The organism is Frigoribacterium sp. UYMn621 (assembly GCF_040549525.1).
In the GTDB taxonomy this organism is placed as follows: Bacteria; Actinomycetota; Actinomycetes; order Actinomycetales; family Microbacteriaceae; genus Lacisediminihabitans.
In genome coordinates this window covers 20522-33287 of sequence record NZ_JBEPTM010000017.1, presented here as the reverse complement: position 1 = coordinate 33287, position 12766 = coordinate 20522, and the positions used below count along the sequence as shown (strand labels likewise).

Sequence of the window (12766 nt, the reverse complement as noted above, 5' to 3'; positions counted from 1 at the left end):
AGTCGTTACTCACTGACCATCCCACGGTGGCTCTTCACGTCGACCATCCAACGCTCGAAACCCCGAAAACCACACCACTCCCGGGGACGCAACCCGGCCCCCGCATGGATTGAAGAAATTGAGCGCGTCTCCGTCATTACTTGGGAAGAAGCTTTGAAATGCTTTTCTGAACCACGACTGACCGTCAATGACATTTCATCGATGCCGGTCTTGAAATCCGGAGCGGAGATCCTATTCCGAGCGCAAATCTTCAGCGATTTCGCAGACGACTGGTTCGTAGAGGTCCGGCGCGGCGGCAGCGGGATGCCCTCGATTATTATCGAGTCTCCACTGTTGCCGAGTGGGCGCACGTTGCGCGGACAGATTCAGGTAGCTGGGCGCGGCATGCCCCGTCACGGCGCGCCCGTGATGGTCGAATACAGCATTGGAGTGTCGGTGCCGGCAACTGTCGATGAGTACCCTGATCCAATGCTTCCTCACGCTATGCCGGGGTGGATTGAGCCTCTGCGTGCTTTGCACCGCGAGGTCCTCGAGGGCCATGAGAGGCGATTCGGGGTGAGCACGCGAAAGCCGGGAAACGGTACCTCTGAGTTGGGGCGACGGAAGGTCCCGCTCGTCGAGGAATATCTTGCCGGAAAAACTTGGCTCGCCAAGGGTTATACGGATGGATGGGCGCTAGGCATCAAATCGCTCAAAGTGCCGCTGGAAGATATCGACGCTCTAACTTCAACCACGATCGAGATCTTCAATCGCTGGTACGCCGTTGAAGTGGAGCGGCTCGCGTTTTCGGGCTGATGCTGCCAATGCAAGGCTTGGAAACTGCGTGCGTGATGTCCGGTGAGTTCCGTTCTGATTGGAATCTCCCTATTTGCACGCTGCCATCCCAGGACTCGCGGAGAAGGGCTTGCTGGACGTTGAAGAGATGACCTTCGACTGGGTCAACAGGTACAGCAATGCCCGACCACAAAGCTTCTTCGGAAACATCCCGCCCGAGGAATACGAGCGCAACAAGTACGCTCAAAATATCGGCGCACCACCCAGTGACGCCCCCACAAAGCGGCGGCATGAAAAGCGGAGAAGTTCACTCTGATCCTGCCCCGACAAAATTCCTGTCATAGTGGCTCAGATAATCCTCTGCAACCCGAATGGAGCCAGCTTTGGACCCGACATTAATTCTCATCGTCGCGCTCATCGCGGCTTTCGTCATCTACATGGTCGCGACCCGTGGTAAACGAGAGCAGCGCGAGGTTCGTCTCGCCGCTGAGCGTGATCAGGCGCAGGTCCAGGCGAAGGCTAAAGCAATGATGCAGTGGCGGGAAGCGTTCGTGCTAGCGAACCCTGGGCAGCCGGTGCCAGCCCCGCCGATGATGGCGGTTTCTGGTTCGGCAATTGGAATGAGTGACCGCACGAACACCCTTGCGATCCTGACTCTGATTTTCGGTGTGCTCGGTGGATACCTCGCAATTGTTTTCGGACACATCGCGATCAGCCAGATCAAACGCACCGGAGAGCGCGGAGGCGGAATGGCAATAGCTGGGCTCGTCCTTGGCTACCTCTGGCTGGCCGTCACCGTAATCCTGGTGCTGCTTGCTGGGCAAGCTGGCGCTTTCCGCTAGTCCTCCGACCAGCTGATCGTGGATCTGCCGTATCTCTACGAACACTCGTAATCACAAGATCCTGCCCCCACACGCAAGCCACCCATAACGCGGTTTTGGCGATAACGGAGCAAGATTGAACGCTATCGCGTGACTAACCCGACAGTAGACCCATGTGGCGGACTGTAGCTTCGGGCCAGAGGTTTTCACGTACCGCTCTGCCTATGGCCGAGGTGGAGTTGAGGAGACTCAATTGCTCTGGTGCCCCCCGAATATGGGTAGAAATTGGGTACCGTGCCCACGGGTAGTCGCTGTGAGATTTGCTAGCATTTAGCTACGCCAAACCCGAAATGGCGCGAACGGAGAATCGATGGGCTCGACGCTCGCCTACGGCTGGACTTTGCCTCCAGTGACTGTGAGTTTCCGCGTGAGCGTGGCGTCCGATCGTGGCTTGGTGCGTCAGGTCAACGAAGATAGTTTCGTCGCCACGCCGCCGATCTTCCTGGTAGCCGACGGGATGGGCGGGCACGCATTCGGCGATCGTGCGAGTCAAACTACCGCGCGAGTCCTGCAGAACGAGCTAAGTACTGAACTGCCCCTACGGCCTGCAGCTGTTCTGAGCGCCGTTCGTGAAGCGAACATGCGAGTGCAGCAGATCGGCGAGGAAGAGTTCGCGGGAACCACCCTCGCCGGTGTCGCGCTGGTGCGGGACTCAGATGAGGCCCGCCCACACTGGATGGCATTCAACATCGGCGACTCACGGGTGTACGTCTGGAACGACGGAGTTCTGACGCAGCTCAGCGTCGACCATTCGGCAGTGCAGGAACTGCTGGATGAGGGATCCATCACCGCGAGCGAAGCAACGAGCCACCCCGATCGCAACATTGTCACCCGGGCGATCGGAATAGCAGATGAAGTCGATCCGGACGTGTGGTTCCTTCCCGCTGGGGGCGTGCAATCCTTCATGATTTGTTCTGATGGACTCACCAAGGAACTGAATGACGACGCCATTCGTGCGGTGCTTGAGTCGGCCGACGAAACGACCTCGCCGGCAGATCGCCTGGTGGCAGCTGCACTCGCGGCCGGCGGCGCGGACAACGTTACCGTCATCGTTGTCGAGTCCGAACTCGTCGACGAGGGGGCGATAACTGGGGCCGATGCGCCGATTCCGCAGCGCCTCGAAGAGACCCTTCCGCGAATCGGAGAACTGACGTGACCGGATCGGCGTACGTCCCCGCCTCCGACGGCTGGATGTTCCTTACCAACGGGCACTTCTCTGTGGGAGTTGCCCTACCCGATGAGTCACCGCTGTTGGGGGAGCTGTGGAAGCTCGTCATCTCATCGAGTGACGCAGGCCCCGTCCTGGACGTTCTCACCCGTTCTGGCATATCATCCGCTCCCCACTTCTTGATCGTGACCCTCGGTAGCGAGGGGAAAGTGCTGGTCCGTGGTCCGGTGACCGTGTCGGTCGAGGGATCCGAGAGTGGAACGATCACGGGTTCGGGATTCTCATCGTGGGCAGAGCGCAGGTTTGATCGGCTCGATCGTTTCGAGTGCGAAATTGTTCCGCCTTCGGATTCAGTTCGTGTACCGATTCAGAGCGGAGCGATTCGTGCCGGTTGGTTCGCAGCCGACACGAATGGGATTGCGGCTTTTGGAAAGAACTCCGCACCAACAGGCGTCGACCTGCCCGCTCCCGTGCTGATCGCACGGCCCTCCGATCCTGAGCCTGCCAAGCAGCACGCCGTGCCGACGGCGCCGCCTGCCGCCGAAACGCATGCGTCACAGGTGTCTTCGCCGAACGAGCCCATGGGTGAGGAGACCGTGGCCGGCCCCCTGGGCGAGGACGACGAGCTAGCCGACGAAGTCGATGGCTCAGCACCGACCCCGGCGACCTCGGCCTACGATTTCCTCTTCGGCGAAACGTCATATCGCACGGTCGAGGACGCCGCGGTGCGTCCGACGGAAGAGCAAGACGATACTGCGTCGGCACCCCTCGAAGAGCACACGGTCGTCGCGTCCGACCTGGCAAAGCTTCGCGCTGACCGCCGCGCTGGACGAGGCCGTGCCGTCGAGTTGCCAGCGCCGAAAGTGAAGTTCTACGTCGAATTGTCGACCGGTGGCCGTGAGTTGCTCGACCAGCCGCTCGTGATAGGCCGCGCCCCCAGTGCTTCCGCTCTGGGGGGTGGGAGCATTCCGCGCCTGATAACAATGACGACTGTCAATCAGGATATTTCACGCACCCATGCCCGGATCGCCGTCGAAGGCGAAACCGTTGTCGTGACTGACCTCCACTCGCGGAACGGAACTCTCGTCACGATGCCAGGTCGACCGGCTCAAAAACTTCGCGAAGGCGAGCCGACGGTGATTATCCCTGGCACCATCGTCGATCTGGGCGACGGAGCGACCTTGACGGTTCAGGAAGGCTGATGGCACGGCCGACCTCCTCGCCTCCTGAACTGAAGGGCTTCCGCTATCTACGGCAGCTCGGCTCAGGTGGATTCTCAGACGTGTATCTCTATGAACAGGCTCTGCCAAAGCGGGCTGTCGCGGTCAAGGTACTTGATGAACTGACGGCAGAGAACCGGGCGTCGTTCGCGGCCGAGGCGAATCTGATGGCGCAGCTGTCGGCACATCCGTACATTGTGTCGATCCATCATGCCGACGTGTCCGATGATGGTCGCCCGTTCTTTGTCATGGAATATTGCTCTGGTCCGAGTCTCGCCGATCGGTACAAGCGGCAACCTTTCACAGTTCCCGAGGCACTGCGCACCGGCGTTCGGCTTTCGAGCGCCATCGCGACTGCGCACAGCGCAGGCATCCTGCACCGTGACATCAAGCCAGCGAACGTTTTGACCAACGAATACGGCTGGCCAGCACTCACCGATTTCGGGATCTCGTCGATGGTCGAAGATGATCTGCCAACTCACACCACGACGCTGGCTTCGCTTGCCGGCTCCGGCTCGACGACCGGAAGTCAGTCGGTAGGACTGTCAGTGCCATGGTCGCCTCCCGAGATGTTTGAGGACGATCCGAAGCCGGACGTTCGCTCCGATGTCTTCTCCCTCGCCGCCACGATCTACACCCTCTTGGCCGGGCGCACTCCCTTCGAAGTTCCCGGTAAGTCGAATCAGGTCATCGAGCTCATGGGACGTATCGAGCGCGGCGCGATCACACCGATGGATCGTGACGATGTCCCGCCCAGGCTGCTTGCTGTACTGCGGAAAGGTATGGCGGTCGACCGCACGCAGCGCTACGCGAACGCTGTCGATTTCGCGCGCGCCCTGCAGGCGATCGAACTGTCGCTTTCCTACCCGCCGACCCAGATAGACGTGCCGAATCTGTCCCAGGTTGAGGCGCCGGCTCGCCCCGCGGGTGACGATCACGCGGATGCCACCCGCGCTCGGGGCGTCACTCCGGTGATCGCGCAGCCGCTGCGACCGTCGACACCCGCATCTGATTCGGTGGATCGCACGCAAGCCCGGGGAGCGACGGTCATCTCCCCGGATGCGTCGACCGCCGCTGGTGCACCCCCGGTGGCGTCGCAGATCGCGATGTTCGCTGGAACCCCGCCAGCCGTCGCGCCTCCTGTTGCGGATTCCACCATCGTCCGGCCCGGCGGCCGTGCGGTGGTGTCGCCGAATGCGCCGACTCTCGTGTCGGATGCCGGGGAGGCGCCTCGACGGCGTCGGCGCTCGGGCCCGATCCTCGCGGTAGTCGGCGGAGTTCTCGTTGTGGCGGCTGTGATCGGGGGGGTGGTGGTGTTTGCGCCCCACGGCACCCCGGCGGCGACGAAACCGAATACCACCGGGGCCCCTCTCGATGTTGGGACGCAGCTGGCCTCTGCGGTGGTGGGCACCGCGACCCTCTCGGCTGACGGAACTGCCGCGACATTCACTTGGACGAATCCCGACCCACAGAAGGGCGATCAGTTCCGCTGGCAGCGCACCGACGGTGCCGCCACGAACACTGATGTCACGACGTCAGACGTTCCGCAGGCGGTCGTCGCTGGGATTGCTCCGGGGACAAACGTCTGCATCGACGTCCGAATCCTGCGAAATGGCGCCCTTTCCGATGCCCTGAGCCCTCCCTTCTGCGTGGCGAAATGAAGCCGCTACGTGTCGAATACGTCGGGGAGTGGTATGACGTCACCGAGCCCAATGGGCTATCCATCGGACGGGAGTCCGAGCTCGTGATCGACGAGAATCCCGCTCTACACCGCCGTTTCCTTCAGATCTATCCCGAGAACGGACTTTGGTGGCTCGGCAACACCGGCAACTTGCTGTCAGCGACTGTCACAGACCCCTCTGGCCAGATCCAGGCATGGCTCGCTCCCGGCGCACGGATTCCGATCGTCTTCGAGCGGCTGCACGTACTCTTCAGCGCCGGATCGACGTCCTACGACTTCACCATCCACGGTGACAAGGAGTACTTCGCGTCGTCGTCCTCATTCATGGACCGTAGCGGGGCGACCACCGTCGACCCTATTCCGCTTACCTCCAGCCAGCGGCTGTTCCTCGTGGCGCTCTGTGAGAACGCTCTTCGGCAGCACAGCGGCGGCCACGGACAGATTCCCTCGTCGTCCGCCACGGCGAAGCGATTGGGATGGACGCTCACGGCATTCAACCGCAAGCTCGACAACCTCTGCGACAAGCTCGACAGAGTCGGGGTGCCAGGGCTGCGCGGCGGTCCCGGCAACCTCGCCGTCAACCGCAAGGCCCGTCTCATCGAGTACGCGTTCTCCAGCCACTTGGTGACGAGCGAGGATCTCGCGCTTCTCGATCGGATCGACCCGTCGAACCAGGCCGCGACATGAAGGCTCATCATGGGTACCCCTCCCCATCGCAGTGCCGTGCGCTGTATCGGATGATCGACGGATGAGTCTTTTCGGATGGTTGCGCACGCGAAAGACAGTGGCATCGGCGACCGCGCTCGCGGTGCTGATCGTTGCGCCCGTCACACTTGCGGTGCTTCACAATGGCTTCCCGGTCTCAAGCGTCAATCTCAAGGCACTCGACGTCTGGGTCACAAACGCCAACCTGTCGCTGACCGCTCGTTTCAATACGCAGATCACCGAGCTTGATTCCATCGGCGTTCCGGCGGCGTCGAACAAGTTCGACGTTCTTCAGGGCGGCGACAACGTCTTCATGACTGACCCGAAATCGAACAAGGTCTCGAGAGTCGATCCCGCCTTGGCCAGCTCGACCCAGTCATTCGATGCACCGTCGGCATCGACGGTTACTTATGGCGGCGGTCGAATGGCAGTTCTCAGCGCCACGGGAGCTCTGTGGCTCGTCGACGGGACATCGCCCCTGCAGTTCAACGGAAGGTCACCGGCCCTTCACACCTACGGTGCGGGCAGCGCGGTGGCTATCGGGATCGACGGCACCGTGGCGATCGCCTCTGCCAAAGACCGGAAGCTTTACGCAATCGCCCCGGGCTCTTTCGCGCCGGTCGAGATGGCACAGCTCCCAAAGAACGGAGCACTTCGTGTGACCGTTGTTGGAAGTCACGGAGTCGCGCTCGCGGGGAGCAGCACCCTGGTCTTCGACACCGGGTCGAAGGTCACTGTGGAGGAGCCCGTTCTCCAGCTCCAGCAGCCCGGGCCGGATGCCAGCACCGTGCTCGCAGCGACCAAGAATTCCCTGATCCAAGTCGGGTCCGACCAGAAGCAGACAACTTTCGACGCTAAGTTGTCGACACCCTCAGCAAGTGCCGACGACGTTGCCGCGCCCGTGATGCTCGACAACTGCATCCACGGGGCGTGGACGGCCGCGGCGCGCTACATGGCCGTCTGCGATGGACAGAATCCCGTGAGAGAGCAGGTCGCCAGTAGAACCAGCAGCGGCCCGCACCATCTGCAGTTCCGTGTGAACGGTGACGTCATCGCTCTGAACGATGTCAATGCTGGCGACGTCTGGATGATTACCAAGGGCGCAATCGTCCCGGCGAACCTCAACTGGGACAAGGTGATCCCGCCCAAGGATCAAAACGCACAGGAAGACAACCAGACCACCACACTTCCCAACTTCACGCCGCAGCCGCCCAAACGTCAAGGCGAGAACCACGCTCCCATTGCGAAACCCGATTCCCTCGGCGCGCGCCCCGGCAAGAGCGTTATCCTCGACGTGCTCGCGAACGATACCGACGAAGACGGCGACGTTCTCACGATCACGAGCTTCACCGCAATCCCCGATGGACAGGGCACGCTCAAGTCGATCCAGAACGGCCGCGCTCTGCAATACACGGCACCTGCAACGTTCACCGGCACGATGTCATTCCGCTATTCCATTTCCGACGGTCGGGGAGGGGTGGCCGACGCCAATGTCAATGTGGCGGTCCGTCCAGCCAGCGCGGGCGATCTCCCACCGGTCTCGCTCGGCACGAGCGCGGTGACTCTTGAAGTCGGCAAGACCATCAGCTACAACGTGCTCGGCGATTGGTACGACCCTGATGGGGACGACCTCATCCTCGAGGACGCTCAGGCGCCGAACGCGATCGTGCGGTTCTCGCCCAACGGAGTGATCACATACACCGCTCTGGGAACGCAGACCGGTCCGACGACTGTCTTGATCAAAGTCGGTGACGGCCAGACAGTGGGCGGTAAGCCAGTTGTCACCGACGGCAAGTTCATCGTCGACATCGTCGGCGCCGACGATCCGGCGGACGTTCCGATAACGACCCCAGACTTCGTCTCGACCTTCGTCGGCCAGCCGGTTCAGGTCTCGCCACTGGCCAACGACCTGTCGCCCTCGGGAACCGCGTTGACGCTCGGAGAAGTGAAGGTGATAGATCCCGGCGTCTCGGTGACGAACACCCCTACCGGTGCCGTGTCGATTGTCGGCAACCAACCGGGGTCTTACTACGTCAGCTATGTGGCGACTGCAGGCGCCAAAACGCAGACCGGGTACATCCGTGTCGATGTGCTAAAGCCTCCGAGTAGTCCGCCTGGACCGACTGCGGTCAGGGATATCGCGTATCTGCGACCGAACGAGCCCGTCATCGTGTCGGCGCTCGATAACGACCTCTCACCGTCGGGCGCGGTCCTCGGCATCCAGAGCGTCTCAGTACCCACCATGAACCCGAAGCTCTCGGTACAGGTTCTTTCAGGCGCGCTTATCAAGATCACCGCACCTTCGGGGATGACTGCGCCGGTCGAGTTCAGCTACACGATCTCCGATGGCTCGAAGACCTCGACCGCGAACATCGCCATTGTTCCCCTTCCCAAAGTAACCAACCCGCAGCAGCCGGTCACCGTCGACGACAACGTTCAGGCGCGGGTCGGTGATGTCGCCTCGGTGAACGTCCTAGTCAATGACTACAGCCCAGACGGAAGCCGTATTCACCTAGCGCCCGATTTGACTCAGCAGAACGTCGGCGATGGTTTCGCGTTCGTCACCGGGGATCAAGTTCGGCTTCAAGCTCCCACCAAGGCCGGCCAGTATTCCCTTACATACCTGGTCACTGACGACAACGGTCAGACGAACACCGCAAAGGTCAACTTCCTGGTGAGCGCTCGCGATGCTAAGAACAACAAGGCACCAAACCCTCAGACGACCACCGCACGTGTCTTCGTCGGCGGAATCCTCAAGGTCAAAGTTCCGCTCGACGGGATCGACCCGGACGGCGATTCGGTAACCCTCACCAGCGTCAACGGCGCGGTGATGGGAACGGTCACTGATCTGACGTCCTCGTCCTTCGCCTACATCGCGCCGCGCGCCGGCTCATTAGGGGGCACGGACACGTTTACTTATGAGGTCAAGGACGCGCTGGGTGCTACTGCCCAGGGACAGGTGCGCATCGGGGTCATTCCTGCGCCCACAACATCGTTGGCCCCGGACGCCGTCGACGATCAGATCGCGATCCGGCCGGATCGAATCTCGTCCGTGCCCGTCCTCGCCAACGATTCAGACCCGAGCGGCTACACAATTGAGTTCGCCAAGAAGCCGAAACTCGTCGTGCAGAGTCCGTTAAAGGCCGTGGAGAAGGGCGATACCATCATCGTGACCGCGCCTCATCAGCCAGGCGACTATCAAATTCACTACTTCATTGACAACAAGCATCAGGCGGGTGCCGACGCCTACCTCACGGTCAAGGTCGATCCCAATGCCCCTCTCCAGCCCCCGGTGGCGTTCGACCAGTCGGTCGATCAGACGACCTCGGTGGGCAAGCGCACTATCAAAGTCAGCGTGCTGCATGATGCGCAAAATCCCGCTGGCCTCGTCGCGGATCTTGTCGTGAAGCCCGTCGGGCCCAACTCCGCGTTGGCGAAGGCCAATACCGACGGAACCCTCACCGTCACGTTGGGTTCGGCACCACAGGCGATCGCCTACCAGCTCACCAACAAGGATCATCTGAGCGCGGTCGCGATCATCACGGTGCCCGCGTACGCCGACAGCCTCCCGCCCTATCTGAAGAGCGGCTTCACGGTCCAGACTGACGTGAATACTGCGAAGACGGTGTCGCTGTCCGACATGCTCGTGGTTCCCTCTGGCAGGAAGCCGACTGTCGCTGACAAGTCGTCGGCGTCGTCGCCTCAGCAGCAGACCGGGGTCACGATGGTGGCGGCGGATGACGCAATCACCTTCACTCCGAAGTCTGGTTTCGTCGGAAATACCTTCCTTACCTTCAAGGTCGGTGACAAGGGGCTGGCTAACGACCCGAACGCAGTGACCATTCAGGTGCCGATCAAGGTCGGGGACCCGCAGAGCAGAGACATCCCGCCGACTTTCGCGAACCAGTCCATCAATGTAGAGGTCGGAAAGTCGACGACCTTCTCCTTGCGCAATGCGACCAGTCATCCGAACCAGCAGGTTCTCAACTCGGTGACCTACAAGCAGATCACCCCGTCTTCGACTTCGGGGCCGATCCAGTTCTCCTTCAACTCAGACAAGCTGACGATGTCGGTCGATCAGAAGGCGACGGTTCCGTCTCAAGTCCGCATCAAGTTCGAGCTGATCTCCGGATCGCTCGCCCCGGTGCAGGCCGAGCTCACTGTCAATGCGGTGGAGTCGACTGCGCCACTCCCGCAGGCCGTCGATGACGCAGTCCCCGATGCGCGGTCGAGTTCGCACTATACGATTCAGCCTCTCGACAACGACTTCAACCCCTTCGCCGGTGCAAAGAATTCGCCCCTGATTCTCAAGTCGGTCGACTGGCAGGGTGACAACCTCGGGGCGACAAAGTCCATCAACGGCTCAGTAATTTCTGTCGATACAGGTGTTGTCAAGTCGGGCGTCATCAGCTTGATCTACACGATGCGCGACGCACGTGACGTGCCGAGTCGCCAGGCCCAGGGACGAATCACGATCACGGTGACCAGCGCTCCCGAAGCGGTGACCGACATCACTCTGAGCAACCCGGCCTCCCACCAGGTCGCGGTGGACTTCAAGCCGCCCGTCAGCACCAACGGCGCTCCGATCACCGGATACGTCGTCAGGATCGCCGACTCGAGCGGAAGCACGCAGCGCTCAGATTGCACGCCGGGCGTCACTTGTACCTTCGACGCGCGCCAGAACGGTGCATCACAAACGGTGGATATCGCGGTGGCGAACAAGGTGGGGACCACCTGGTCGACGACAAAGTCCATTACTCCCTACGGCACACCCACTGCTCCGACGAATCCATTGCTCAACAGCAACAGCTCGACTGCGACAGCAACGATCACGCCGTCGTGGTCGGGCCCGGCCGACAGCGGTGGTGGAGGCGTCACCTACCAGTGGAACTTCACCCAGGGCAGCGCTGCGTCGGGATCGACCACCGGCACCACCGGCATCGCGCAGAACGTCGGTGCGGGCGACTACACCTTCCAGGTGCGCGCTTGCAACGCCGGCAGACTCTGCTCGGCGTACGCCACATCCGCTTCGCGTCACATCGATAACCCGCCGCCTCCGCCGCCTCCAGTACCAAACATGACGATCTCGCAGCTGAGCTCGAACCACTGGATTCATCTCGTAATCACCGGATACCCGGCCAACACGACGTACTCCATCGCCTGCTGGGTGACGCCGCAAGTGGACGGCCAAAACGGAAGGTCGATCGGAAGCTTCAACATCACGACCGATGGCTCCGGCGGCGGGACATGGGACAACCCCTCCACATGCACTATGACCGGCGGCGGATACGGGAATCTTCGGTCCACTGTCGTGTGGTCGAACACTATTGCCCTGAACTAATTAGGAGAAACATGCCCATCACTAACGAACAGGCCACCTGGTTCGCCGAGGCTTTCGGCAAGCTGGTCGACAACGTCGACCTGGCGATCGTCGGCAAGAAGCACCAGATCCGACTGGTGCTCACGGCGATGCTCTCCGAGGGGCATGTGCTACTCGAAGATGTGCCCGGCACCGGTAAGACTGTGCTCGCCAAGGCGCTGGCCAACACCCTCGACGGCACTCACTCGCGTATCCAGTTCACACCGGATCTGCTTCCGTCCGACGTGACGGGGGTCACGATCTACGACCAGGGCAAGGGTGGGTTCGAATTCCATCCGGGACCGATCTTCGCTTCGGTGGTGCTCGCCGATGAGATTAACAGGGCCAGCCCCAAGACCCAGAGCGCGCTGCTCGAAGTCATGGAGGAGGGCGTGGTCACTATCGATGGTGTCGGCCACTCGGTGGGGCGGCCCTTTATGGTGATCGCCACGCAGAACCCGGTTGAACAGGCCGGCACCTACAAGTTGCCGGAGGCGCAGCTCGACCGCTTCCTGATCAAAACCTCGCTCGGCTACCCAGACTTCGAGACCTCTGTTGCGCTGATGCTCGACTCTGCCAACCGATCGAGAGCGTCAAGCATCACGCCGATCATCAAGTCCGAGTCGATCGTGACCATGGCAGGGCTCGCGGCGGATGTCTTCGTGGATCCAACAATCATGGAGTACATCCTCCGGCTCGTCATAGCGACCCGGTCCGATAAGGATGTCGCGCTCGGCGTGAGCATGCGGGGCGCTCTGGGCATGGCCCGCGCCGTGCGAACCTGGGCAATCGCATCGGGTCGCAGCTATGTCACTCCTGATGACGTGCGCGACCTGGCTATCCCGGTCTTGGCCCACCGGGTGATCATTGATGCCGAGTCGGATTTCGCCGGAGTGAAAGCGGAAGACGTGATCGAGCGCGTCCTCCTCGACACCGCACCCCCCGCGTATCGCGCCGCATGAGCCGCGTGTCGCGAGC

General features: G+C 61.5%; 8 protein-coding genes. All 8 read left to right on the top strand.

The window, feature by feature from the left end:
• Positions 1-795, top strand: a 795-nt coding sequence (locus tag ABIB54_RS16395; RefSeq protein ID WP_354576596.1) for a hypothetical protein, incomplete at its 5' end; no start/stop codon positions are given.
• Between the two features lie 362 nt (positions 796-1157).
• Positions 1158-1616, top strand: a complete 459-nt coding sequence (locus tag ABIB54_RS16390) for a DUF4190 domain-containing protein (RefSeq protein WP_354576595.1) — start codon at positions 1158-1160, stop codon at positions 1614-1616.
• A 349-nt stretch (positions 1617-1965) separates the two neighbouring features.
• Positions 1966-2811: a PP2C family protein-serine/threonine phosphatase gene (locus tag ABIB54_RS16385; protein WP_354576594.1), complete on the top strand. Its 846-nt coding sequence runs from the start codon at positions 1966-1968 to the stop codon at positions 2809-2811.
• Between the two features lie 197 nt (positions 2812-3008).
• Positions 3009-4025 (top strand): FHA domain-containing protein, encoded by a 1017-nt coding sequence (locus tag ABIB54_RS16380; protein WP_354576598.1) that lies wholly within the window; start codon positions 3009-3011, stop codon positions 4023-4025.
• Positions 4025-5704 (top strand): serine/threonine-protein kinase, encoded by a 1680-nt coding sequence (locus ABIB54_RS16375; RefSeq protein ID WP_354576593.1) that lies wholly within the window; start codon positions 4025-4027, stop codon positions 5702-5704. Before ABIB54_RS16380 ends, ABIB54_RS16375 begins: the two co-directional genes overlap by 1 nt.
• Positions 5701-6411 (top strand): hypothetical protein, encoded by a 711-nt coding sequence (locus ABIB54_RS16370; RefSeq protein WP_354576592.1) that lies wholly within the window; start codon positions 5701-5703, stop codon positions 6409-6411. Before ABIB54_RS16375 ends, ABIB54_RS16370 begins: the two co-directional genes overlap by 4 nt.
• 61 nt (positions 6412-6472) lie before the next feature.
• A complete protein-coding gene (locus ABIB54_RS16365; protein WP_354576591.1) occupies positions 6473-11770 on the top strand; it encodes an Ig-like domain-containing protein in 5298 nt (1765 codons plus the stop codon).
• An 11-nt stretch (positions 11771-11781) separates the two neighbouring features.
• The gene (locus ABIB54_RS16360; protein ID WP_354576590.1) at positions 11782-12750 is read left to right on the top strand and encodes an AAA family ATPase; all 969 of its coding nucleotides are present in this window, start codon (positions 11782-11784) and stop codon (positions 12748-12750) included.
• Positions 12751-12766: the final 16 nt, after the last annotated feature.

What these genes read in the sequence shown, in the direction of transcription:
- ABIB54_RS16375 (WP_354576593.1), top strand. Translation starts at nt 4,025, where the DNA reads ATGGCACGGCCGACCTCCTCGCCTCCTGAACTGAAGGGCTTCCGCTAT.
- ABIB54_RS16360 (WP_354576590.1), top strand. Translation starts at nt 11,782, where the DNA reads ATGCCCATCACTAACGAACAGGCCACCTGGTTCGCCGAGGCTTTCGGC.
- ABIB54_RS16385 (WP_354576594.1), top strand. Translation starts at nt 1,966, where the DNA reads ATGGGCTCGACGCTCGCCTACGGCTGGACTTTGCCTCCAGTGACTGTG.
- ABIB54_RS16365 (WP_354576591.1), top strand. Translation starts at nt 6,473, where the DNA reads ATGAGTCTTTTCGGATGGTTGCGCACGCGAAAGACAGTGGCATCGGCG.
- ABIB54_RS16370 (WP_354576592.1), top strand. Translation starts at nt 5,701, where the DNA reads ATGAAGCCGCTACGTGTCGAATACGTCGGGGAGTGGTATGACGTCACC.